At 74.0% G+C, this 23,848-nt stretch carries 19 protein-coding genes and 1 riboswitch; of the genes, 7 read left to right on the top strand and 12 right to left on the bottom strand.

Annotated features, from left to right (window positions below):
* Positions 1 to 19: 19 nt before the first annotated feature.
* Positions 20 to 1,264: a lectin gene (locus ACQP12_RS19325; protein ID WP_357951104.1), complete on the bottom strand. Its 1,245-nt coding sequence runs from the start codon at positions 1,262 to 1,264 to the stop codon at positions 20 to 22.
* A 224-nt stretch (positions 1,265 to 1,488) separates the two neighbouring features.
* Here ACQP12_RS19325 and ACQP12_RS19320 point away from each other — a divergent pair, with 224 nt between their 5' ends.
* Positions 1,489 to 4,134 (top strand): glycoside hydrolase family 3 N-terminal domain-containing protein, encoded by a 2,646-nt coding sequence (locus ACQP12_RS19320; protein ID WP_433280739.1) that lies wholly within the window; start codon positions 1,489 to 1,491, stop codon positions 4,132 to 4,134.
* 247 nt (positions 4,135 to 4,381) lie between these two features.
* On the opposite strand, the gene ACQP12_RS19315 is transcribed toward ACQP12_RS19320, so the two are convergent.
* From ACQP12_RS19315 to smpB, 3 genes are all read right to left on the bottom strand, one after another.
* A complete protein-coding gene (locus ACQP12_RS19315; RefSeq protein ID WP_433280738.1) occupies positions 4,382 to 5,659 on the bottom strand; it encodes an MFS transporter in 1,278 nt (425 codons plus the stop codon).
* Positions 5,656 to 6,231, bottom strand: coding sequence for a helix-turn-helix domain-containing protein (locus ACQP12_RS19310; protein WP_357951112.1), 576 nt, complete (start codon positions 6,229 to 6,231; stop codon positions 5,656 to 5,658). Before ACQP12_RS19310 ends, ACQP12_RS19315 begins: the two co-directional genes overlap by 4 nt.
* Before the next feature lie 77 nt (positions 6,232 to 6,308).
* Entirely contained in the window at positions 6,309 to 6,791 is a 483-nt protein-coding gene (gene smpB, locus ACQP12_RS19305; protein ID WP_355327885.1) for an SsrA-binding protein SmpB, read from the bottom strand.
* A gap of 72 nt (positions 6,792 to 6,863) precedes the next feature.
* On the opposite strand from smpB, the gene ACQP12_RS19300 reads away from it, so the two are divergent.
* Complete coding sequence (locus tag ACQP12_RS19300; protein ID WP_433280735.1) at positions 6,864 to 7,127, top strand: hypothetical protein; 264 nt, start codon at positions 6,864 to 6,866, stop codon at positions 7,125 to 7,127.
* Here the strand turns inward: ACQP12_RS19300 and ACQP12_RS19295 are convergent.
* Positions 7,052 to 9,289: an FUSC family protein gene (locus tag ACQP12_RS19295; protein ID WP_433280733.1), complete on the bottom strand. Its 2,238-nt coding sequence runs from the start codon at positions 9,287 to 9,289 to the stop codon at positions 7,052 to 7,054. The genes ACQP12_RS19300 and ACQP12_RS19295 overlap by 76 nt on opposite strands.
* Before the next feature lie 174 nt (positions 9,290 to 9,463).
* Here ACQP12_RS19295 and ACQP12_RS19290 point away from each other — a divergent pair, with 174 nt between their 5' ends.
* On the top strand, positions 9,464 to 10,324 hold the full coding sequence (locus ACQP12_RS19290; protein WP_433280731.1) for an NAD(P)-dependent oxidoreductase: 861 nt from the start codon (positions 9,464 to 9,466) through the stop codon (positions 10,322 to 10,324).
* A gap of 20 nt (positions 10,325 to 10,344) precedes the next feature.
* Here the strand turns inward: ACQP12_RS19290 and ACQP12_RS19285 are convergent, their stop codons facing one another.
* The 3 genes from ACQP12_RS19285 to ACQP12_RS19275 are packed head-to-tail and all read right to left on the bottom strand — an operon-like array spanning position 10,345 to position 12,547.
* A complete protein-coding gene (locus ACQP12_RS19285; RefSeq protein ID WP_433280729.1) occupies positions 10,345 to 10,998 on the bottom strand; it encodes a lysoplasmalogenase in 654 nt (217 codons plus the stop codon).
* Positions 10,995 to 11,822: a sterol desaturase family protein gene (locus ACQP12_RS19280; RefSeq protein WP_357951032.1), complete on the bottom strand. Its 828-nt coding sequence runs from the start codon at positions 11,820 to 11,822 to the stop codon at positions 10,995 to 10,997. The genes ACQP12_RS19285 and ACQP12_RS19280 overlap by 4 nt, the downstream gene beginning before the upstream one ends.
* Complete coding sequence (locus tag ACQP12_RS19275) at positions 11,819 to 12,547, bottom strand: FadR/GntR family transcriptional regulator (protein ID WP_433280727.1); 729 nt, start codon at positions 12,545 to 12,547, stop codon at positions 11,819 to 11,821. The genes ACQP12_RS19280 and ACQP12_RS19275 overlap by 4 nt, the downstream gene beginning before the upstream one ends.
* 194 nt (positions 12,548 to 12,741) lie before the next feature.
* Here ACQP12_RS19275 and htpG point away from each other — a divergent pair, with 194 nt between their 5' ends.
* Positions 12,742 to 14,574: a molecular chaperone HtpG gene (htpG, locus tag ACQP12_RS19270; RefSeq protein WP_433289336.1), complete on the top strand. Its 1,833-nt coding sequence runs from the start codon at positions 12,742 to 12,744 to the stop codon at positions 14,572 to 14,574.
* Between the two features lie 52 nt (positions 14,575 to 14,626).
* Here the strand turns inward: htpG and ACQP12_RS19265 are convergent, their stop codons facing one another.
* From ACQP12_RS19265 to ACQP12_RS19255, 3 genes are all read right to left on the bottom strand, one after another.
* Positions 14,627 to 15,325, bottom strand: a complete 699-nt coding sequence (locus ACQP12_RS19265) for an SDR family oxidoreductase (protein WP_357951041.1) — start codon at positions 15,323 to 15,325, stop codon at positions 14,627 to 14,629.
* A 31-nt stretch (positions 15,326 to 15,356) separates the two neighbouring features.
* Positions 15,357 to 15,827, bottom strand: coding sequence for a winged helix-turn-helix transcriptional regulator (locus tag ACQP12_RS19260; protein ID WP_357951044.1), 471 nt, complete (start codon positions 15,825 to 15,827; stop codon positions 15,357 to 15,359).
* 74 nt (positions 15,828 to 15,901) lie between these two features.
* The gene (locus tag ACQP12_RS19255) at positions 15,902 to 17,470 is read right to left on the bottom strand and encodes an LLM class flavin-dependent oxidoreductase (protein WP_433280724.1); all 1,569 of its coding nucleotides are present in this window, start codon (positions 17,468 to 17,470) and stop codon (positions 15,902 to 15,904) included.
* Positions 17,471 to 17,800: 330 nt separating this feature from the next.
* Positions 17,801 to 17,972, top strand: a riboswitch (cyclic di-AMP (ydaO/yuaA leader).
* On the opposite strand from ACQP12_RS19255, the gene ACQP12_RS19250 reads away from it, so the two are divergent.
* On the top strand, positions 17,972 to 18,640 hold the full coding sequence (locus ACQP12_RS19250; protein ID WP_357951051.1) for a transglycosylase family protein: 669 nt from the start codon (positions 17,972 to 17,974) through the stop codon (positions 18,638 to 18,640). (Overlaps the previous riboswitch by 1 nt.)
* A 116-nt stretch (positions 18,641 to 18,756) precedes the next feature.
* Positions 18,757 to 19,218, top strand: a complete 462-nt coding sequence (locus ACQP12_RS19245) for a YbaB/EbfC family nucleoid-associated protein (RefSeq protein WP_433280721.1) — start codon at positions 18,757 to 18,759, stop codon at positions 19,216 to 19,218.
* 90 nt (positions 19,219 to 19,308) lie between these two features.
* On the opposite strand, the gene ACQP12_RS19240 is transcribed toward ACQP12_RS19245, so the two are convergent.
* On the bottom strand, positions 19,309 to 21,372 hold the full coding sequence (locus tag ACQP12_RS19240) for a M4 family metallopeptidase (RefSeq protein ID WP_433280718.1): 2,064 nt from the start codon (positions 21,370 to 21,372) through the stop codon (positions 19,309 to 19,311).
* Between the two features lie 532 nt (positions 21,373 to 21,904).
* Here ACQP12_RS19240 and ACQP12_RS19235 point away from each other — a divergent pair.
* Positions 21,905 to 23,821: a Xaa-Pro dipeptidyl-peptidase gene (locus tag ACQP12_RS19235; RefSeq protein WP_433280716.1), complete on the top strand. Its 1,917-nt coding sequence runs from the start codon at positions 21,905 to 21,907 to the stop codon at positions 23,819 to 23,821.
* Positions 23,822 to 23,848: the final 27 nt, after the last annotated feature.

The raw sequence follows: 23,848 nt of genomic DNA, 5'->3' as shown, positions 1-23,848 counted from the left end.
CGCGACCGGAGGGGGTGGGTCAGCGGCGCCACTTTTGGTTGGGGGCGCCGGTGCAGGTCCAGATTTGCAGGCGGGTGCCGTCGGTGGAGCTGGCGCCCGTGGCGTCCAGGCACTTGTTGGCCTGGGGGTTCACGATGTCGCCGGCGGCGTTGAGCACCCAGCGCTGGGCGCCGGTGCCGTTGCAGTCCCAGAGCTGCACCTTCGCCCCGTCGGCGGTCGACCCGCCGCTGACGTCGAGGCACTTGCCCAGGGCGCGGACCGAGCCGTCGGCGTTCCAGGTCCACCGCTGGGCGGCGGTGCCGTTGCAGGTCCAGAGCTGGACCGCGGTGCCGTTGGCGGTGTTGGCGCCGGACACGTCCACGCACTTGTTGCCGTACCCGACGATCTGCCCGCCGGTGCCGCCGCCCCCGCCGCCGCCGTTGTCCCAGGCCTGGACCCGGACGTAGTCGATCGTCATGGTCTGCGGGAAGGTGGTGCTGCCGTCCGGCGAGCCGGGCCAGTTGCCGCCGACCGCGACGTTCATGATCATGAAGAACGGGTGGTCGAAGACCCACCGGTTGCCGCCCGCGTCGGCCGGCGTCTTGCGGGAGTACGCGACGCCGTCCAGATACCAGGTGATCGAGTCGGGCGCCCAGTCGACCGTGTAGGTGTGGAACGCGTCGGCGAGCGCCTGGCCGCCGGGGAGCGAGGTCTGGCCGGTCAGCGGGTTGCCGCCGGAGTAGCCCGGCCCGTGCAGGCTGCCGTGCACCGTGGACGGCTCGCGACCGATGTTCTCCATGATGTCGATCTCGCCGCTGTTCGGCCACGGGTTGGTGCCGATGTCGTTGCCGAGCATCCAGAACGCCGGCCAGATGCCCTGCCCGCGCGGGATCTTGATGCGGGCCTCGAAGCGGCCGTACGCCTGGCTGAACGTGCCGTTGGTGAGCAGCCGGGCCGAGGTGTACTGGCAGCTCCCGTACCAGCAGGAGAAGCCGGACGGGTTCTCCCGGCGGGCGGTGATGACCAGGTTGCCGTTGCCGTCTAGGGCGGCGTTGCGGGTGCTGTTGGTGTAGTACTGCAGCTCGTTGTTGCCCCAGCCGCTGCCCCCGGTGTCGTACCGCCACCGGCTGGCGTCCGGCGGTGTCCCGGCGGCGCCGTTGAAGTCGTCGGACCAGGTCACCGCGCCGGGCGCGGCGGCGGCGGGGGTGCCGGTGACGGTGGCGAGCGCGGCCGTGAGGCCCACGGCCGCGAGGGCCGCGACGGCGATGGTACGGATCCTGCGCACGGATGCCTCCCTGCTGTTAACAAACTATAAAGATAGGCTTCGATGAAGTTATGAATGAAGTTCGGAGCTGTCAAGAGAGCGCTCCCCGTGCGGGACCGGCGAGTTCCGGAACCGGCCGGAAATATTGACGTGGTGCGATGCGGTTCGGGAGGATCCGGAACCGGGACGTGGGCGGACCCGGGCCGACGGGGCACCGGGCGACCGGTCCCGTGTGGAGGCGCGAGATGAGACTGCCCAGACAGGCCACGCTCGGCGCGATCGGCGCCCTCGTGGTGGCGCTGCTGCCGGCCCCGCCCGCGGCGGCCGCCGACGCCGGCACGGTCACCGTCACCGCCGCCCGGTCGGTGTACGCGGCGGCGGAGGGGACCCGGGTGCCGGTGGACCTCGCGGTGTCCACCTCCGACGGACGGCCCCTGGCCGCGGCGGTCACCGTGCGCTGGGCCACCGGCGCCGGCACGGCCACCCCGGGCGCCGACTACACGGCCGCCTCCGGCACGCTCACCTTCCCGGCGGGCAGCCCGTCCGGCGCCTCCCGCTCGGTCGAGGTCGCCCTGCGCGCGGACGGCGCGGCGGAGACCGCCGAGACCGTGCCGCTCACCCTCGCCGCCGACGGGGCCACCGTCGCGGCCCGGCCCACCGTGGTGGTCGACGCGCACGGCCTGCCGTACCTCGACCGGCGGCTGCCGGTGCGGCGGCGCGTCGCCGACCTGCTGGGCCGGATGACCCTCACCGAGAAGATCGGCCAGATGACCCAGGCCGAGCGGGCGGCCGTCGCCGACGACCCGGCCGCCGTCGCCCGCTGGCAGCTCGGCTCGGTGCTCTCCGGCGGCGGCTCGACCCCCGCCACCAACACCCCGGCCGCGTGGGTCGAGATGGTCAACGGACTCCAGGCGCAGGCGCTGAGCACCCGGCTCCAGATCCCGCTGATCTACGGCATCGACGCCGTGCACGGCCACGGCAACGTCGTCGGCGCCACCGTCTTCCCGCACAACGTCGGGCTCGGCGCCACCCGCGACCCGAAGCTGGTCGAGCGGGTCGGCCACGCCACCGCCGCCGAGGTACGCGCCACCGGCATCCCGTGGAACTTCGCGCCCTGCCTCTGCGTGTCCCGCGACGAGCGGTGGGGCCGCAGCTACGAGAGCTTCGGCGAGGACCCGGCGCTCGTGGTGTCGATGGAGACCGTCATCGACGGCCTCCAGGGCCGGCCCGGCCGGCTCGACGACACCGACCGGGTGCTCGCCACCGCGAAGCACTACGCGGGCGACGGCGACACCGACTACGACGAGGCCGTGGCCGCCGCGAACGAGGGCAAGCCCTGGTGGGAGCAGAAGTACCCGATCGACCAGGGCGTCACCGTCACCGACCGGGAGCACTTCGCCCGCGTCGACCTGGCCCCGTACCTGCCGGCCGTGCGGGCCCACAGGGTGGGCAGCCTGATGCCCTCCTTCTCCAGCGTGGACTGGACCGAGGACGGGCTCGGCAACCCGACCAAGATGCACGCCCACCGCGAGCTGATCACCGACGTGCTCAAGGGCCGGCTGGGCTTCGACGGGTTCCTGGTCTCCGACTGGGAGGGCATCCACCAGATCCCCGACCCCGCCGAGCCGACCAACGGCGGGCTGACCGCGTACAAGGTCCGGGTCGGGGTCAACGCCGGCACCGACATGTTCATGGAACCCAACACCGCCGAGCAGTTCGAGCAGCTGCTCCTCGCCGAGGCGACCGCCGGCCGGGTGCCCGCCGCCCGGATCGACGACGCCGTACGGCGCATCCTCACCAAGAAGTTCGAGCTGGGCCTGTTCGAGCACCCGTACGCCTCGGCGGCCGGCGTGGACCAGGTCGGCAGCGCGGCGCACCGGGCCGTCGGCCGGGAGGCCGTGGCCAAGTCCCAGGTGCTGCTGAAGAACAGCGGGCGGGCCCTGCCGCTGCGCCGGGACGCCGCGCTCTACGTGGCCGGGCGCAACGCCGACGACCTCGGCAACCAGGCCGGCGGCTGGACGGTCACCTGGCAGGGCGTCTCCGGCGCCGACGCCGTGCCCGGCACGTCCATCCTGGACGGCATCCGTCAGGTCGCCCCCGGCGCCCGGGTCACCTACAGCGCCGACGCCTCGGCCCCCACCGACGGCGCCCAGGTCGGTGTCGTGGTGGTCGGCGAGACCCCGTACGCGGAGGGCTACGGCGACGTCGGCGGCCCGGAGTGCGGCTGGTGCAGCGTGCCGCAGCAGGAGGAGAAGTCGCTCCGGCTCCAGCCCGCCGACCGGGCGGTCGTCGACAAGGTCTGCACGGCGCTGCCGACCTGTGTGGTGCTGGTGGTCTCTGGCCGGCCGCAGGTGCTCACCGACCAGCTCGGCGAGATCGACGCGCTGGTGGCGTCGTGGCTGCCGGGCAGCGAGGGCGCCGGGGTGGCCGACGTGCTCTTCGGCCGCCGTCCGTCCACGGGCCGGCTGCCGGTGAGCTGGCCGCGGGACGAGGCGCAGGTGCCGGTCAACGTCGGCGACGCCGACTACCGGCCGCTGTTCCCGTTCGGCTGGGGCCTGCGGACCGTCCCGGGCCGGGACCGGCTCGCCGCGGTGGCCGCCGACCGGCCGCAGGTGCGGGCGGCCCTCGCGCCGGCCGGCTGGAACGCCGACGGCTCGCTGCGCGACGCCCCCCGGGTGCTGGACCGGCTCGGGCGGCAGCTCGGCGCCGACCACCGGGACGGCGCGCTCGTCGAGGCCGTCCTCGGGGTGGCCCGGGACGCCGCGCAGGCGGCCGTGGTGCGGGGGAGCGCGCCGGAGAACTGGGCGGCGCTGATCGCCGACGCCGACCACGCCCAGCTCACCGGCGACCCGGTGCGGGCGTTCACGCTGCTGGCACGGGTCGCCGCCTGACCTGCCACGCCGGTCTCCCCGACCGCACCGCCGCCGGGGAGACCGGCGTCGCTCCCGGCCGATCGGGCCGCGGCGCCGGCCCACGCCCTGGCCGCGGCGCGGTCCCGGCCCACGCCCGGGCGGCGGCGCCGTCCCGACCCACGCCCGGCCGGCTGCCGACCCGCCCATGCCTGGGCCGCGGCGCGGTGCCAACCGACGCCCGGGCGGCTGCCGACCCGGCCCACGTCGGGGCGGCAGCGCGGCCGGGTTACTCCGCGCCGGTGGCGGCGGGCGTGGGGGACCGGACCGGCTGCGGCTGTTCCGGCGGCGCCGGCCGGCGCAGGTCCCGCCACGGGCCGCCGAGCAGCGGGGTGAGCACCACCAGCAGGTAACCGGCGCCGATGGTGACCAGGGTCGCCGTGGTGCCGAACCGGTCGGCGGCCAGCCCTGCGCCGGCCGCGCCCACCGGCATGGCCGCCCAGGCGCCCGCGCCGATCACCCCGTAGACCCGGGCCCGCATGGTGGCCGGGACGCGCTCCAGCTCGACCGCGCCGATGAGCGGGTTGATCGCGCCGGCGGCGAGACCGGACACCACGCAGACCGCGGCGATCACCGGCAGCGGCGGGGCGGCGGCGAGCGCCCAGAAGGGCGGGGCGCCGCAGATGGCGAAGGCCGTGACGAAGGTGGCGCGGCGGGGCAGCCGATGCCCGATGGCGCTGAACAGCAGCGAGCCGACCAGCGCGCCGCCGCCCATGGCGCCGACCAGCAGGCCGAAGGCGGCCGCCCCGCCGAGGTCCCGGGTGGCGACGACCGGCATCAGGACGTTGCTCTTGGTGGCGTCGAAGAGGTTGGTGACCAGCACCAGCAGCACCATGGCGCGCAGCAGCGGCTCGCGGACCAGGAAGCGCAGGCCGGCGGCGAAGTCCCGCCAGTAGCCGGCCGAAGGGGCGTCGGCCTCGGTGGACGGTTGCAGGCCCGCCGGCACCAGGACCGCCACCACCAGCGCCGAGACGGCGAACGTGGCCGCGTCGACGGCCAGCACCGGCAGTGCGCCCAGCGCGCTGACCAGCAGGCCGGCGACCGGCGCGCCGATCAGGCGGGAGCCGCGCTCGGTGGCGCCGAACCAGCCGATGGCCCGCTCGATGGGCACCCCGGCGGCGGCCGCCGCCTCGGGCAGCAGCGCGGTGCGGGCGGTCTGGCCCGGCGTGTCGAGCAGGCCGCTGACGAAGACCAGCCCGAGCAGCGCCGGGAAGGGCAGCCCCACCGTGGCGTGCAGCAGCGGCACGGCGGCGACGGTCACGCCGGAGACCAGGTCGGCCAGCATGCTGGCCCGGCGGTAGCCGATCCGGTCGACGAGGACGCCGCCGAAGGCGCCGCCCAGCACCACCGGGGCGGTCGCGAACGCTCCGGCCAGACCGGTGGCGGCGGGGGAGCCCGTCTCGGCGAGGACGTAGAGCGGCAGCGCGATCAGCGTGAGCATGTTGCCGGTGAGCGAGACCGTGTGCGCGGTCAGCAGCCCGGCCAGGGGCGCCCACCGGCGGCTCACTGCGGCCCCCGGTAGGCCTGCCAGATGAGCGTGACGGTGCGCGCGTCCGGCCGGTCGGGGTTGCTGCGGGCCTGCCAGCGCTCGCCCAGCTCGGACAGCTCGCGGCGCAGCTCCACGAGTTCGTCGGGGGTCAGGTGGAGGAAGCTGTCGCTGCTCGTGGTGCCCCGCACCCACGCCGGGTCGAGGGACGCCTCGGCGTCGAGGTAGGCCTCGAAGCGGGCCACGTAGCGCTGGAGGACGGCCCGGCGCAGCAGGTCGGAGGCGAGCCGCCGCTCCGGGTCGTCGAGCAGTTCCACCGGCTCCCAGTTGGTGCGCTCGTGCGCGGCCCGCCACCACCGCTCGCGGCGGTTGCGGGCCAGCTCGGGCGCCTCCAGGACGAAGCCGTGCTCGGCCAGCTTGCCCAGGTGGTAGCTGACCGAGCCGACCGCCTCGCCGGTGACCTCGCTGAGCATGCCCACGGTCTGCGGGCCGCGGATGCGCAGTTCGCCCAGGAGCCGGATCCGGGTCTCGTGGGCCAGTGCCCGCATGGCCTTCGGATCGGTGAGGTTCAAGGTGTTCGGCTCGTCCGCCATGCGGCCCAGGCTAGACCCACAATGAGTGATGTACAAGAAGTCTTGTGATAGAAAGCCGATCAGCTGCGAGGGGTGGATCAGGCGGGGCGGCGGCCCTTGAGGCGGCGGCCCAGCTCACGGGCGATCTCCCGGTTGGCGTCCCGCTCGGCGAGCGCCTGGCGCTTGTCGTACGACCGGCGGCCCCGGGCCAGACCCAGCTCGACCTTGGCCCAGCCGTTGGAGAAGTACATCGACAGTGGCACCAGGGTGATCCCGCCGTCGCGCAGCTTCTCCAGGATCCGGGCGATCTCGACGCGGTTCAGCAGCAGCTTCCGGGTGCGCCGGGGCTGGTGGTTGGTCCAGGTGCCGAAGCCGTACTCGGCGATGTGCAGGCCGTACAGCATGATCTCGCCGTCGCGCTCCTGGGCGAACGCGTCGACCAGGGACACCCGCCCCTCACGCAGCGACTTCACCTCGGTGCCGGCCAGCACGATCCCGGCCTCGTACGTCTTCAGGATCGTGTAGTCGTGTCGCGCCTTCTTGTTGGAGGCGACGAGCTTGCGCCCGGTCTCCCTGGTCACGCCCCACCTCCCGCCGGTCGACGCCGAGCAGGATACCCCGAGGTCACGCCTCGAAATTCCGGCCGGCCGCGGGTGTCGGGCCGGCGCGGCAGCCGCACCGAGTGGCAGTTCGCGCTCTGGACCGATCTGACGCGGCCGGAGCTGGCGGAGCTGTTCCCCGAGCCCGAGGGGCTCGTGTTTCCCGGGCTGGACGACATCTTCCGCGTGGTGCCGGTCCGCCACCCGTGGTGGCCGGAACTGGGGATCCGGTTCGACCTGTGCTACCGGGTGGCGGGCGGCCCGTCGGACTGGGAGACCGGGGAGTGGTTGGTCACCGCCGGCGGCCGCATCGGCTGAGCCCCCTCGTCGGGACGCGCCGCGGCGGCGCGGCGGAGGTGACCGTCGAGGTCGGCGAGCCAGCTGTCGACCTCCACCAGGGCCAGCACCTCCGGCCGGTCCTCGCCGTCGCGCATCAGCCCGTGCACCTGCCGTGCGACGTCCCCGGCCGGGGACGCCGGCGCGGGCGGCCGGTCGATCCGGCCGCGCGTCACCTGGCGGCCGAGGTCGGCGTAGCCGTCGCGCAGCCGGCCGGCCCGCGCGACCAGCGCGGCGGCCGGGCCGGGCCACGGGGCCAGCACGCCGGGCCGGCGGTCGGCGAGCAGCGCCTGCCCGCCGTAGCCGGCGCGGTGCGCGGCCGCCAGCACCGCGTCCCAGTCGATGTGCGCCAGCCGGGGATCGTGGCGCTCCCCGTGGTACTGGACGACGGACGCGGTGGCCAGCGCCTCCGCGCGGTGGGCCGCCGCGACCGCGGCGCGCGCGTCCGCGCCACCCGCGAACGCCTCGACGATCCGCTCGGCGGCCCGCCCGCTCGCCGCCAGGTAGGCGCCGACGTTGCGGCGCAGCTCGCTGCCGCTGCCGCGCGGCCAGAGCAGCAGGCCGGCGAGGACGCCCACCACGGCGCCGATCGCCACGTCCACCACCCGGGCGCCGGCCAGTTGCCAGGACGCCGGGTTGAGCTGGGCGAACACGACGATGAGCAGCAGGGTGAGCAGCGCCTGGGCCCAGCCCAGGCCGAGCAGCGGGCCGACGCCGAAGGCCAGCACGAGCGCCAGCGGCAGCAGGGCGGCGTACGCCTGCCGTTCGGGCGACACGAGCAGGAGCACGCCGCCCGCGGCGCCCCCGGCGAGGGTGCCGACCAGCGCCGGGCGCAGCGTGGTCCGGGTGTCCGACGCGGAGGCCCGCATCAGGCTGAGCGTCGCCAGGAGCACCCAGAACCCGTGCTGCAGGTTGACCACCCCGGCGATGACCCGCGCGGCGGTCAGGGCCACGGCGAGCCGGACCGCTCCCTCCAGGTACACCGACCGCGGGGTGAGGTGTGCGCGGAACTGCCGCCGGTACAGCGACCACGTGCTGCGCCCCGCGTACCAGAACCGGTCCGCACCCGGCTCGGGTGGCCGCGCGGCGCGGCGACCGCGCGGACCGGTGGCGATCGCGATGGCCGTCGCGTACGTGCCGATCTGGTCGGCGAGCGTCCGTATCGCCGCGTCCACGCGCAGCCGGGCCGGGCCGGCGGCCCGCCACGACGGCGGCAGCGGTCTGGCCGGCTCCGGCCCGTCGGCGGTCGGCGTGCCCGGTCGGCGAACCGCGATCCCGGCGGAGCGCCGGAGCGAGGCCGCGCACCGCCGGAGCGCCCCCGCCAGGTCGGCGTCCCCGCTGCCGGCGACGTCCGGCCGGGAGGCGAGGGAATCGGCGACCGCGAGCACCTCTTCTGCGGCGGCGGCCGCGTCCCGCCAGGCCCGGTCGCGGCGGCCGGCCGAGGTGGGGCGTGCCGTCACCGGCAGCTGGGGCATTCGCACCTGGACGAGCAGCTCGGCGGCCCGGGCGTGCCGGCGCGCCGCCTCCGCCGCGGCGCCCGGGCGCGCGACCAGCACGTCCGCCAGCGTGTCGACGAGGTCCGCGAGCCCGCCCGCGGCCGTGGCGAGGCGCTGCGGGAAGGAGACCGGCGCCGGGTCGGGCCACAGCGTCACCTCGGCGAGCGCGACCAGGGCGACGCCCAGGGTGACGCCGGCCAGCCGGGCCGGGAGGGTGTCCGGCTGGTACGGCGGGAAGCAGGCCAGGATGTAGAACAGCTGGAGCGCGTTGGCCAGCCCGACCAGGCGTGGTCCGCCGACGCCCGCGAAGGCCACGGCGAATCCGATGACGAGCATCCCGGCCGACGCGGCGGCGGTGCTGACCGCCAGCACCGTGCCGATCGCCACGAGCGCCCAGGCCACCGGTACGGCCGCCAGCAGGGTGCGCGCCCGCACGGCGGCCGGCCCGGGGAGCTGGGCGAAGCTGCCCGTGGCGACCGTGCCGAACAGGGCGTACGTGGCGAGGGTGACGTTGCCCAGGCCGTAGCGGCAGCCGTAGAAGGTGAGGGAGGCGACGACGGTCAGCCGGGCCGCTCGACGGATGACGTGGTAGCCCGGGTCGCGCCGGCGCAGCCGGTCCCGCAGCTCCTCGCCGGGCCGTCGACGCATGACCACACCGCTCCCCATCAGGTCTCCCGGGGGCGGGCCGTCTGCTTTCGGGACTCTATCCGGTCGGGGCCGGTGGCGTTTCCCGGTTGGACCGAAGGGGTGTGTCCGCGATCGGGATGCCGCCGGGTTCCCGCGCGCCTAGGCTGCCCGGTAGGCGACGCGGGGGAGCGGCGGATGACGCGGGTGGCAATGCTCGGGCTCGGCGGCATGGGTGCGCCGATGGCGGCGAATCTCGTCCGCGCCGGGTTGACGACGGTGGTGTGGAACCGGCACCCGGAGGCGGCCCGCGCGCTCGGCGACCGGGGCGCGGAGGTCGCTGGGGACCCGGCCGAGGCGGTACGCGGGGCCGACGTGGCGGTGACCATGGTGACCGACGCGGACGCGGTGCGGGCGATCGCCGTCGACCAGGGAATGCTGGCCGCGCTGCCCGAGGGGGCGGTCTGGGCGCAGATGAGCACCATCGGGGTGACCGAGACCGGGCGCCTGGCCGAGCTGGTCGCCGACCGGCGCCCCGGGGTGACCCTGGTGGACGCGCCGGTGGCCGGGAGCCGGGGTCCGGCCGAACAGGGTCGCCTCGTCGTCCTCGCGTCCGGGCCGGAGCAGGTGCGGGACCGGGTGGCGCCGGTCTTCGACGCGGTCGGGCAGCGGACCGTCTGGGTGGGGCCGGTCGGCTCCGGGTCGCGGCTGAAACTGGTCAACAACCTGCTGCTCGCCTTCGTGAACGAAGGGCTCGCGGCGGCGGTCGCCCTGGGCGACGCGCTGGGCCTGGACCGCGGCACCGTGCAGGGGGCCCTGCGGGGCAGCCCGCTGGTGTCACCCTGGGCGGCCGACAAGCTGGACCGGATCGCCGGTGACGACTACACGACGCAGTACTCGCTGGCCCTGGCCCTCAAGGACGTGGACCTCGCGTTGCGTGAGGTGCCCGCCGGCCGGTTCCCGGCCGCCGAGGCCCTGGCCGGCGAGTGGCGGCACGCGGTCGAGCAGGGCCTCGGCGACGACGACCTCACGGTGGTGACGCGGGCCCTCGCCCGCTGACCCGCCGCCGCCGTCCGGGATCAGGACACGGGTTGCGCGGCCTCGGCGGGCGACGATGGGCGGGCGGGCCGCTCCGCCGTGGCGGCGGCCCAGCCGGTGGTGATCAGGAGGAGGGCCGCCGCGTAGGTGGTCATGACCAGGAGGTCCCGGCCGGGGAAGTCGCTGCCCGCCGCGCCCACCCCGATCAGCAGGTCGGAGACGAGGAACAGCGCCCCGCCGGCCGCCGTGCGCCGGGACACCCCGGTCGCGGCGGCGGCCATCAGGGACAGCGCCAGGCTGTAGCCGAGCACCGGCAGCCGCAGCGGGCCCAGCGCGCCCCAGAGCAGGGCGTTCGCGCCGGCCCAGGCGACCAGGTAGCCGGCCACCGCCGCCGGCGGCGGCCGGCGGTGGCGCAGGAAGGCGCTGAGGAGGGCGACCTGGGTGACCAGGAAGCACCCCATGCCGGCCAGGAACGCGGCGTCTCCCGGCACGAGCAGGGCCACGTCCCCGGCGGTGGCGGCCACCAGGCCCACGGCCACCGGGTCCACCCGGCGTCGCCGGTCCCAGAGGTACGCCAGCAGCAGCGGCGCCAGCAGCGGCTTGGCCAACCACTGCGCCGGCGTCGAGTCGAGCGCGACCCCGACCAGCTCGACCAGGGCGGCGACGCCGAACAGGACCAGCCAGGGGCGCCTCACCGGGCCGGCTGCCAGCCGGGCCGGCCGAAGAGGTACCCGAGCCGGTGCCGCCACGAGGTGGCGTGCCGGACGTCGGACCAGATCGCGGCGAACTCGTGGGTGGCCACCCGCAGCGGGTTGTAGGTCTGGATGTTCTTCGTGAGCCCGTACCGGGCCGGGGCCCGCTCCGGCTCGAAGGAGCCGAAGAGCCGGTCCCAGACGATGAGGATGCCGCCGTAGTTGCGGTCCAGGTACTCGGCGTTCGAGCCGTGGTGCACCCGGTGGTGCGAGGGCGTGTTGAAGATGAGCTCGATGGGCCGGGGCAGCACACCCACCCGCTCCGTGTGCAGGAAGAACTGGTAGAGCAGGCTGATCGACTGCTGCAGGAAGATCATCCACGGCGGGATGCCGAGCAGCGCCAGGGGCAGCCAGAACGGCAGTGAGGTCATCGGCGTCCAGCTCTGCCGCAGCGCGGTCGAGAGGTTGTAGTAGACGCTGGAGTGGTGCACCACGTGGCTGGCCCACAGCACGCGGACCTCGTGGTGCAGCCGGTGGAACCAGTAGTAGGCGACGTCGTCGGCGAAGAAGACGATCACCCAGGTCCACCAGTCGCCGGGGGAGAGGTGCACCGGCGCGACCATCCACAGCGCGGCGTAGATGCCGACGGTGAGCAGCTTCCAGGGGAAGCCGATGATCTGGCTGCCGAGCCCCATGGAGAGGCTGGTGGTGGTGTCGCGAACCTCGTAGCCGCGTTCGGAGTCGTCGGGGAGGAACCGGTAGGAGACCGCCTCGATGATGATGAGCAGCAGGAACGCCGGGACGGCGTAGAGCACGGCGGGGATCATGCTCGGGCTTCCCTTCGGGTGGCGGGGGTGGCGGGGGTGGTGACCGGGGCGGTCAGCAGGGCCCGGGCGTGCCGGGCGGCTGCCGTGCCCTGGCCGGCCGCGATCGCGGCGGCGAGCCGGCGGTGGCCGGCGACGTCGAGCAGCTCGGCGGCCCGGGCGTCCGGGGGGACGTCGCCCACGGCGAAGGTGCCGGCCACCAGGCTGTTGAACGCCAGCAGGTAGGCGGTGTTGCCGCTGCCCCTGACGATCAGCCACCAGATCGCGATGTTGGCCTCGTTCATCCGGTCCAGGTCGGGGGCGAGCGAGCCGTACTCCTCGGCGGCCCGGACCAGCGCCTCGGTGACCTCGGGGTCGCCGCGCTCCGCGCAGAGCCGGGCCGCGTCGATCCCGACGCAGGCCCGCATCTCCAGCATGTCGCGGACCAGCGTCTCGACCGGGAGTACGTCACCCGAGCGGGCCAGCGACAGCGCCAGGTCCAGCCCGGCGTGCACCCGCCAGTCGAGCACCCGGGTGGCCCCGCCCTGGCTGACCCGGACCAGGCCGAGTTGCTGGAGCCGGCGCAGCGCCTCGCGGACGGCGTGCCGGTTCACGGCGAACGCGGCGGCCAGCTCCCGCTCGCCCGGCAGGGTCTCCTCCGGCCGGTAGCGGCCGCTGACGATCGCGTCCCGGAGCTGGCCGAAGACGTGGTCGGAGACCGAGGCGCGGGGGACGGGGGCGAAGGCCATGCGCAGCAGTGTGGCCCCGCACACATCAACCCGTCAACTGGTTGGACCAGATCCGATCGGCCACCCTCCGGTGGCCGCGCGCGCACGCCTCGTATCCTTTCCGCCGGAAGCCCGCGAAGTGGAAGGGAGCCGGTGTGAGCGACCAGGTCGAGACGTTGGAGTTCCAGGCCGAGGCCCGTCAGCTGCTCCAGCTGATGGTGCACTCGATCTACTCCAACAAGGACGTCTTCCTGCGCGAACTGATCTCGAACGCCTCCGACGCGCTGGACAAGGTGCGCCTGGAGTCGCTGGTCGACAAGGACCTCCAGGTCGACACCACCGACCTGCACATCGAGGTCGAGGTCGACAGGGAGGCCCGCACGCTGACCGTGCGGGACAACGGGATCGGCATGTCCCGCGACGAGGTGGTCGGGCTGATCGGCACCATCGCCAAGTCCGGCACCGCCGAGCTGCTGCGTACGCTGCGCGAGTCGAAGGACGCCGCGGCCTCGCAGGAGCTGATCGGGCAGTTCGGCGTCGGCTTCTACGCCACCTTCATGGTCGCCGACCGGGTGACCCTGCTGACCCGCCGCGCCGGGCAGGCCGGCGGCACCCGCTGGGAGTCCACCGGCGAGGGCACCTACTCGGTCGAGGCCGTCGACGACGCCCCGCAGGGCACCTCGGTGACGCTGCACCTCAAGCCGGCCGACGACGAGGACAACCTGCACGACTACACGGCCGAGTGGACCATCCGCGAGATCGTCAAGCGCTACTCGGACTTCATCGCCTGGCCGATCCGGATGACCGTGGAGAAGCCCGGCGAGGACGGCTCCACCACCCGCGAGGAGCAGACGCTCAACTCGATGAAGGCGCTCTGGGCGCGCGCGAAGGACGAGGTCGACGAGGCCGAGTACAAGGAGTTCTACCGGCACGTCGCGCACGACTGGGCGGACCCCCTCGAAACCATCCACATGCGCGGCGAGGGCACCTTCGAGTACGAGGCGCTGCTCTTCCTGCCGTCGCACGCCCCGCTCGACCTGTTCTCCCCGCAGGGCCGCCGGGGCGTGCAGCTCTACGTCAAGCGCGTGTTCATCATGGACGACTGCGACGCGCTGATGCCCAACTACCTGCGCTTCGTCAAGGGCGTGGTGGACGCCCACGACCTGTCGCTGAACATCTCCCGGGAGATCCTCCAGCAGGACCGGCAGATCAGCGCCGTGCGCCGCCGCCTGGTCAAGAAGGTCCTCGCCACGCTCAAGGGCCTCTCCGCCGAGGCGTACCGCACCTTCTGGGGCGAGTTCGGCGCGGTGGTCAAGGAGGGCCTGCTGGAGGACCCGGACAACACCGAGGCCCTGCTGGACCTGGTCCGGGCGGCCAGCACCCACGACCCGGCCGAGCTGACCACGCTGCGCGAGTACGTCGAGCGGATGAAGGACGGCCAGACCGAGATCTACTACGCCACCGGCGAGAACCGGGTCACCATCGAGAACTCCCCGCACCTGGAGGCGTTCCGCGCCAAGGGCTACGAGGTGCTCATCCTCACCGACCCGGTCGACGAGGTGTGGGTCGAGCGGGTCGGCGCGTACGACGGGAAGACCCTGCGCTCGGTCGCCAAGGGTCAGGTGGACCTGGAGACCGACGAGGAGAAGGAGCGGGCCGAGGCCGAGCGGCAGGAGTACGCCGACCTGCTCACCTGGATGAGCGGCGCGCTCGCCGACAGCGTCAAGGAGGTCCGGCTCTCCACCCGGCTCACCACCTCCCCGGCCTGCGTGGTGGGCGACGCGCACGACATGACGCCCACGCTGGAGAAGATGTACCGGGCCATGGGGCAGGAGGTGCCCCAGGTCAAGCGGATCCTGGAGCTGAACCCGACCCACCCGCTCGTCACCGGGCTGCGCAAGGCGCACGAGCAGGGCGGCGACGGCACCGCGCTGACCGAGACCGCCGAGCTGCTGTACGGCATGGCGTTGCTCGCCGAGGGCGGGGAACTGGCCGACCCGGCCCGGTTCACCCGGATCCTCGCCGACCGCCTCGCCCGCAACCTCTAGGCCGAGCCGCCCGCCGGCCGAGGCGTTGGTGCCCCGGCCGGCGGGCCCTCGGTCACGGCAGGGCCGGGTAGAGGGCGGCGACGCCGCCGGAGAGGCCGGCGAGGACCTGGCGGGAGGTCTCGTCGGCGACGATCTCGTACCGGTCGGCCTCGATCCCGTCGACGGCGAGCCGGGCGATCTCGGCCGGGTCGGACTTCGGCCCGGTGACGTGTGCCGCCATGTCGGTGTCCATGTAGCCGACGTGCAGGCCGGCCACACGGACGCCCCGGTCGGCGAGCTGCGCGCGGAGCGCGTTGGTCATCGACCACTCGGCGGCCTTGGCCGCCCCGTAGGCGCCCACCTGCGGGAACGTGATCCAGGACAGGGCCGAGAGGATGTTCAGCACCGTCCCGCCGCCGTTGGCCGCGATCCTCGGCGCGAAGGCCCGCACCACGGACAGCGTGCCGAGGTAGTGGGTCTCCAGCTCCCGGCGGATCTCCGCCAGGTCGCCGTCGAGCAGGTCGGCCCCGGTGCTCACGCCGGCGTTGTTGACCAGCAGGGTGACGTCGCCGGCCAGCTCCGCGGCGGCGGCCACGGAGGCCGGGTCGGTGATGTCGAGCCGCACCGGGGTGGCGCCCGGCAGGTCGACGCTCTCGGGGTTGCGGGCGCCGGCGTAGACGGTGGCGCCCCGGGCCAGCAGTTCGGCGGCCAGGTGCCGGCCGAAGCCCCGGTTGGCCCCGGTGACCAGGGCGGTGCTTCCAGCGATCTTCATGGGTGCTCCAGAGGGTGGGAAGGGTGGGTCGTCAGGACGGCAGCAGGCCCGGCCCGGGCAGCAGGTCCACCTGGTCGGCCGGCACGTCGTGGCCGGCCGCGCAGCGCAGCGCCACGTGCACCGACGCGCCGCAGTCGTGGTGGGCCAGCCGGACCGACGGCTCCTCGACGGCGTACGTGTCGCCCCACTCGCGCAGGGCGGCGAGCACGGGCAGCAGGTCCCGGCCCTTGTCGGTGAGCACGTACTCGGCGCGGGTGCGCTGCCCGGGCTCCCGGTAGGGCCGCCGGTCGAGCAGCCCGTCGGCGACGAGCTGCTTGAGCCGGGCGGCGGCCACCGGCTCGCTGACGCCGACCCGGCGGGCGAACTCGTCGAAGCGCCGGGTGCCGAACGACGCCTCGCGCAGCAGGAGCAGCGTGGTGCGGTTGCCGACCACGTCGAGCGCGCCGGCGATCGAGCAGTTGGCGGTGGACCAGGAGTCGCGCCGCGCGAGGAAGTCCGTCATGGGGCCGACGCTACCCAGCTGACTTAGGAAAACAAAAGCCAGCTATCTCACGTCTGGCCCGGGAATATCCGCCCTCAGAGCTGGCCGGCGTAGAAGCCGTGCCGGGCGAGCGGCTCGACGATCTCCCGCTCCTCGTACGACAGGTGCGACAGCAGGGTGTCGGTGAGCAGGTCCACGGCGGCCTGGAGCTCGGTGAAGTCGCCCGGCTCGCGGATCAGGTCCACCAGCGCCCGGTCCACGCTCTCCACCACCCCGTGGATCACCACGTGCTCCTCCTCGAGGCGGTCCAGCACCGCCGCCAGCCCCACGTCGGCGCGGCGCAGGTGCGGGAAGATCGAGTTGTCCTCCAGGCCGTGGTGCTGGGTGACCACCGTGCAGTACGCCGCGCAGTAGGCCCCGAGCGTCCAGTTGTTCTGCCGCATGGTCATCTCGTTCAGCACGGCCCGGGCCGCGCCCGGGGCGACCGCGCCGCGCCTGACCTGCTCCAGCAGGTCCCGCACCTGCCCGAGCTCCTGGCGCAGGTGGTCGTGCACGTCCACGAGGTGCTGCCCGGCGGCCTGCCCGCGAGGCGTGTAGACGTGCCCGGCCGGTGCCGGTGGCGCCGCGGGCCGGGTCGACTCGTCCCAGGGCTGGCGCGCGCTCAGCCGTACCCCCGGATCGGGGGTGGGGGTGACCGCGAGCGCGGTCGAGCCGCCGGCCTCGACGGCGGCCTGCTGCTCCTCCACGGCCCGGGCGCGGCTGCCCGGCGTGGTGCGTTCGGCGGCGACCAGCTCGCGGACCGCCGGCGCCACCTCCTGGGCGAAGAGCTGGACGGCGCGCGGCTCGTCGCTGCCCAGGATGAACGTGGCGACGCCGTGGTCCAGGGCGAGCCCGGCCAGCTCCTCCACCCACTGCTCCGGCGGGCCGTCCAGGAAACCGCCCGACGACCGCGAGAAGGTGCCGGTGACGTTGAGCAGCCGGCGCACCGCGCCGGGATCCCGTCCGGCCTCGGCGGCGGCCTCGTCGATCACCGCGTTCAGCGCCGGCAGCTCGGCCGGCCCCTTCGGCAGGTACGCGAGCGACGGCAGCCAGCCGTCCGCCGCGCGACCGACCAGCCGCAGCATCCGCGGCTTGTACGCGCCGACCCAGACCCGCACCGGGTGGGCCGGCGCCGGCCCGCGCTTGGCCCCGACCACCCGGTAGTGCTCGCCCTCGACCCGGACCATGCCGCGCCGTTCGGTGTCCCAGACCTCGCGGATCACCCGGATCGCCTCGTCGAGGGCGTCCACGGCCGCGCCGGGGGAGAGCCGCCGCCCGCCGACCGCCTCGATCGCCTCCCAGAAGGCCCCGGCGCCGAGGCCCAGCTCGACCCGGCCGCCGGTGAGCAGGTCCAGGCTGGCCACGCTGCGGGCCAGCACCACGGGCTGGCGCAGCGGCAGGTTGAGCACGTTGCCGGCGAGGGTGATGTGGCTGGTGGCCGCGGCCACGAAGGACATGAGCGTCCAGGTGTCCAGGAACCCGGGCTGGTAGGGATGGTCCTGGAAGGTCACCAGGTCCAGGCCGACCTGCTCGCAGAGCTTGGCCCGCGCGACCACCTGCTCCGGCCGCCCGGCGCTGGGGGTGAGGAAGCCGCCGAAGGTCAGCTCGTGTCCGTGGTCGCTCATGCCTCGCCGCCTCGTGCCGATCTTGCGCGAACCTGCCCACGGTAGCCTCCCGCGTCGCCCGGCGGGCCGGGAACCCGCCGCCGAGGATCCGCGCCGCGCCACTCGCCACGGTGGACCCGGCACCCGCCGGCCGTCCTCTTCGGCCGGTGCCCGGAAACGCCGCTGTGAGCTGCGAAAACACGCCAACCGTCAGGTCGCTACGACAGATTCGACGGTTCCGCAAGCCGGGAGACGGGGTCGTCGCTCGGCCGGGTGAAGAACTTCACAAGAAGTGGGCGTTCGCGACAAACCGTTCCTAACGTCGGATCCGTTCGCGATCGCGGACACCACGGGCCGGCAACGCCTAATCCCGCCGCCGGCCCGGCGGTCCTGGACCTTCGGCGGGAGCGGGGGACCCACATGTTCCTCGGTGCACGACACCTCGGGGTGAAGCCGCCTGCGGCGGCCGGGCTCCTCGGCCCGAACCCGACAGCTCACCTCGTCGGCGTGGAGGAAAACCACATGGCAACTGATCACGTCGCCCGTCACCGACGGACCGCGCAGCGTCGCACCGCCGTCGGGGCGCTCGTCGTCGGCGCGGCCACCGGCGCCGCCGCCCTTCTCGGCCCGGCCGCCCCGGCCAGCGCCGCCGGCGTCAACTGGGACGCCGTCGCCCAGTGCGAGTCCGGCGGCAACTGGCACATCAACACCGGCAACGGCTACTACGGCGGGCTCCAGTTCTCCCGGAGCACCTGGAACGGCTACGGCGGCAAGAAGTACGCGAGCCGGGCCGACCTGGCCAGCCGCGGCGAGCAGATCGCCATCGCCGAGAAGGTCCTCGACGGGCAGGGCATCGGCGCCTGGCCGGTCTGCGGCAAGAAGGGCGGCTCCACCAAGCGCTACGCCGCCAAGGACTCGGGCTCGGCGAAGTCCACGAAGAAGGCCACGAGGAAGACCACCTCGGCCACGAAGAAGGCCACCTCGCAGCGGTCGTACCGCGGCGAGCGGCGGACCGCGCCGAGCACCGGCGGCGCCGGCGCCTACCTGGTCCGGCCGGGGGACACCCTCTCCGAGATCGCCGACGCGAAGAACGTCGCCGGTGGTTGGCACGCCCTCTACGCCCGCAACAAGGGCGTGGTCGGCGACAACCCGGGCCTCATCTTCCCGGGCCAGCGGCTTCGCCTGCGCTGACGCCACACCGGTGCGCCGCACCACGAACGCCCGGCCGGGGTTCCCGGCCGGGCGTTCGGCGTCGGGGCCGGTTGCTATCGTCACGGTGCTCGGAAAGACGTGAAGAAAGCGCGGATATGACCAACGATTCGTTCTCCGCGGCCGCGAGCCTCGACGAGCTGCTGACCAGGACGCAGCAGGCGCTGTCCGCGATGCGCTCCCGGGCCGGCGACCACGCCGACGACGCGCCGGCCCAGCTGCTCCGGGCCGAGGGCGGCGCGGCCGACGGCCGGGTCCGTGCCGTCGCCGTCCAGGGTGGCCGGCTGGAATCCGTCACCGTCGACCCGGAGCTGGCCGGCGAGCCCCTGGACACCCTGTGCGGGCACGTCGTGACGGCCGTCAACGCCGCGCTCACCGAGCTGGAGGCCCGGGTCAGCGCCTCCGCCCAGGCGGACGTGGACGCCCTCGCCGCCCGGCTCGGCGGCCTGCCCGAGCAGTCCGCCCGGGACATGGAGCGGTTCGGCCGGGCGATGGAGGGCGTCGCGGCCCGGATCCGCCGCGACGACGCCGCCGGTTCCCGCGCGGCCCACCCGGCCTGACCGCGGGCCGGAATCCGGACCGGCCACGAGGCACGGAGACGACGAAGCGGCCGGCCGTCGGGAGGACGACGGCCGGCCGCTCCGGTGTGCTCAGCTCAGGGTGAGCGCGGTGTCGTCGACGACGAAGGAGGTCTGCAGGGAGCTGTCCTCCACGCCGCTGAACGAGATGGTGGCGGTGGTGCCGGCCAGCGACGAGACGTCGAAGGACCGCTGCACGTAGCCGGTGGCCTTGTTGAGGTTGGAGTAGGTGGCCAGGGTGGTGCTGCCCGCCTTCACGGTCAGCTTGTCGTAGGCGGTCGTCGTGGTCGACTCCGCGCTGTCGATGTGCAGCCAGAAGCTCAGCGTCGCCCGGCAGCCGGCGGGAATCGTCACCGACTGCGTGAGGGTGTCGGTGTGCGTCGAGCCGTAGCCGTCGAGCCAGGCCTTGTACGAGCCGCCGTGCGCCGCCTGGCTGGTGGAGTTGGTGATGACGCCGGAGGAGGCGGTCCAGCTCACGTTGCCCGACTCGAAGCCGGGGTTGGCCAGCTTCTGGCCGGTGCAGCTGCCCGACGGCGGGGTGGTCGTGGTGGTCGGGGTCGGCGTCGGGGTGCCGCCCGTGCAGGTGGCCTCACCGGTCTGCGCCGGCACGCTGATCGCGGTCCAGGCGGCCTTCACCGCGTTGAACTCGGTGCAGCTGGTCGGGTAGAGGTTCTTCGCCGCCTGCAGCGTCCAGACCCGGTACTTCAGGTACGACGAGGACGAGGTCTTCAGCAGCATGGCGTTGTACATGATCTTCATGGCCTTCTGGATGCCCAGGCCGGTGACGCTGCTGCCGTTGCAGGTGGAGCTGGCCGGCTGCCCGTTGGTCGGGCTGCTGCCGTTGGCCAGCAGGTAGAACCAGTGGTTGCCCGGACCCGCCGCGGCGTGCACCTCGGTGCCGGGGATGCTGCTGGAGTAGCAGTTCGGGTCGCCGAGCGCCGACGGGTTGTACATGTTGCGGATCGGGCCGCTGCCCACGAGGTTGACCTTCTCGCCGACCAGGAAGTCGGGAGCGTCGTAGCTGGACGGCTCGTTGGCGAACCACTCGGTGGCCGCGCCGAAGGTGTCGGCGACGAACTCCTGGGTGCCGCCGCCGGAGATGCCACCCGGGGTGTGGTCGTCGATGCCGTGGCCGATCTCGTGGGCCACCACGTCGAGCGAGCCGATCCACTGGCCCGAGGTGTTCTTGCCGATCTGGACCTGGGAGCCGTCGTAGTAGGCGTTCTGGTCGTTCAGACCCACCCGGATCGGCCAGTAGCCGCCGTTGCCGTCGGCGCCGTTGCGGCCCAGCCACTGGGCGAGCATCTTGTGCTCGGTCTGCGCGGCGAACAGCGCGTCGACGCAGCCGGTCTCCCGGTTGGTGGCGGTGCCGTTGCCCCAGACGTCGTCGGAGCCGCTGAACGTCGTGTTGTTCGCGGCGTCCTGGCAGCTCAGGTTGGTGACCGTCGGGTCCTTCATGCTGTAGGTGGCGCCCGACTGCGTGGTGTTCAGGGTCAGCGGGCTGGGTCCGTTCCACGCCCCGGTGCCGGTGCCGTGCACGACGTGCTCCTGCGTGCGCAGCACCGCGCCGGTGCGGGCGTCGACGTCGACCGTGAGCCGGCTCGGGCCCTCGGCGCCGGTGCCCCGCACCGTGGTCTCCCAGGCCAGCGCCGGCGTGGCGCCGAGGGTGTAGACGACCAGGTTGGTGCCCTCGACGGTGCTGACCTTCTTGAGCTGGGCGCGCGCGGTCTTCGCCGCGGCGGCCGAGGTCAGCTTCGGCGTGGTGGCGAGGCTGCCGATGGCCTGCTGCTGGGCGACGGAGGCGTACTTCAGGTTGCCGGCCGTGTCGGTGGCCAGCACGAAGTCACCGCCGACCACGGGCAGGCCCTTGTAGGTGCGCTCGTAGGGCACGTACTGGGTGCCCTCGGAGGAGATGACCGCCTTCTGCACGAAGGCTTCGTCCGCGCTGGCGTGCAGGTAGGCGGGCCGGTCGGCGACCAGCGCGCGGGCCGAGTCGGCGGCGACGGCGCGGGCCTGGGCGGCGTCGGGTGCGGCGGGGCCGGGCGGCGCGGCCTGCACGGCCGCGGCGGTGCCGGCGGCGATCAGACCGGCCGCCGCCGCGCCGGAGAGCGCGACGAGGCGAGGTGAGAGCTTCAAGGGGGTCGCTCCTGTTCCTAGGCGCGCCGCACGGAGCCCGGTGGGGACGGGCGGCACGGTGTGGCGAGGCGGGGTGACGGCCGATCTCCGAGGCTGCCGGCGTGGCCCCGGTTCGACAGATCGACCGTCGTGAGCCGCCGGGGGTCGGCGACTCGCTGGGGGCACAATCACACGGGCCCGGGCCCGGAGCAATGGGTGACCCGGGCAACCGACTCCCCGCGGTCGCCGCGCCGTCGCCGGGAATTCAGGAAGCCATGATCTTCAATAGGCGCTGATCAGGCCGAATGTTCTTCGCGTCAGACGGGGGCCTGTCTGCTCTGCGTCCTTTGCCGCTGTGTGCACATGGCGCATATTGACCCTTGTCTGTGCGCCCTGGTGCCCGGCCTGCGACAGGCGTAGGACCCGGGGGCGGCCATCTTCCACAGCTGTCCGAAGACCTGTACGTCCGTCGATCCGTAGGTTCGGGGCGACCGTCGGGCCGGCGCGTCCCCTGTGCACGCCGGCGGCCGGCGCGGGGAGGAGGAGCACGCGGATGCGAAGCGGAAGACATGCCTGGCGGGCCGCCCTGGTGGCCCTGGTGGTCGCCGTCCCGGGCCTGCCGGCGACCGGCGCCCTGGCCCAGCCGGGCGCGGACGAACAGGCCCGGCTCGTGGTCGAGGACGGGGTCACCCAACCGGTGTTCGGCTACGCCGACGCGGTCCGGGAACGGATCTTCGTCACCTCGGACGTGGACACCGACTCCGACGGCGCGCGCGACGTCGTGGCCATGGACATCATCCGGCCGCGGGCCAGCGAGAACGGGCTCAAGGTGCCGGTCGTGATGGACGCCAGCCCCTACTACTCGACGGTCTGCCGGGGCAACGAGAGCGAGTGCAAGGCCGACGTCGACGGCGACGGGCTGAACGACACCTGGCCGCTGTTCTACGACAACTACTTCGTGCCACGCGGCTACGCCGTGGTCCTGCTCGACATGATCGGCACCAACAACTCGACCGGCTGCCCGGTCACCGGTGGCCGGGCCGACAACATCAGCGCGCCCACCGCCATCGACTGGCTCAACGGGCGCCGGCCGGGCGTCGACGCCGCCGGCCGGGAGGTCGTGGCGGACTGGCACAACGGACGCACCGGCATGATCGGCAAGTCGTACGACGGGACGCTGGCCAACGCCGCGGCGGCCGACGGGGTGGCGGGGCTGACCACCATCGTGCCGATCTCGGCCATCTCCAGCTGGTACGACTACTCCCGGAGCAACGGCCTCGTCACCCGGGCGAACAACTACTCGGGCAGCCTGGCGAACACGGTCACCAACCCGGCCCGCCGGGCGCACTGCGCGGCGGTGCGGACCGCCCTCGGGCAGGGCGGCGACGACGTCACCGGTGACTACAACGACTTCTGGGCGGAGCGGGACTACGTGCCGCACGCCGACCGGGTCCGGGCCAGCGTCTTCGTGGTGCACGGCATCAACGACGACAACGTCCGCCCGGACCACTTCAGCAAGTGGTGGACCGCGCTGGGCGAGCAGGGCGTGCCGCGCAAGCTCTGGCTGACCGGCACCGGCCACGTCGACCCGTTCGACTTCCGGCGGGGCGCCTGGGTGGACACCCTGCACCGCTGGTTCGACCAGTGGCTCCAGGGGCTCGACAACGGGATCATGCGGGAGCCGGCCGTCGACATCGAGCGGGCGCCGGACGTGTGGGAGACCGCGCGCGCCTGGCCGCTGCCGGACGCCCGGCCGACCCAGGTGTTCCTCCGCGCTCCGACGGCCGGGAACGTCGGCGGGCTCGGCGTCCGCTCCGGTCCGGGCAACGGGTCGGCGACCTTCCAGGACACCCCCACCATGACCGCCGCCAACGCCATCCGGCATCCGTCGGACCCGGCGGCGAACACCGAGAACCGGCTGGTGTTCCTCTCCGCGCCGCTGGCGACGCCGCTGCACGTCTCCGGCACCCCGGTCGTGAAGATCAACGCCACCGTCGACGGCCAGGACACCAGCTTCGCCGGGCTCCTGGTCGACTACGGCACCCGCCCGCGCTTCAGCACCAGCGGCGACGGCATCCGGACGCTGACCGACGAGGACTGCTGGGGCGAGGCGGCGACCTGGGGCGGCTTCGCCGAGAACGCCTGCTACCGGAAGACGGAGAAGACCGTCGCGACCAACCCGCAGGAGCTGGTCACCAAGGGCGTCATCGACGGACTGAACCTGGACTCGCCGTCGGTGTCGACGCCGCTGGTGCCCGGGCGGAAGACCGCCGTCGACCTGAACCTGCTCCCCGAGGACTACGTCTTCGCCGCCGGCCACCAGATCGGCGTGGTGCTGCTCGGCTCGTACTCCGGCTACAGCAGCCGGGCCAAGCAGAACCGGGCGCACATCACCGTCCACTTCGACCGCAGCCGGATCACCCTGCCGGTGGTCGGCGGCCGGGCCGCCGCGGTGGCCGCCGGCCTGTAGGAGACTCCGGGGCGGGGCGCCGACGAC

The sequence above is a fragment of the Micromonospora sp. CA-244673 genome (assembly GCF_050948395.1).
In the GTDB taxonomy this organism is placed as follows: domain Bacteria; phylum Actinomycetota; class Actinomycetes; order Mycobacteriales; family Micromonosporaceae; genus Micromonospora.
The sequence above is the reverse complement of the archived record's forward strand: the minus strand, read 5'-3'. Positions and strand labels throughout refer to the sequence as shown.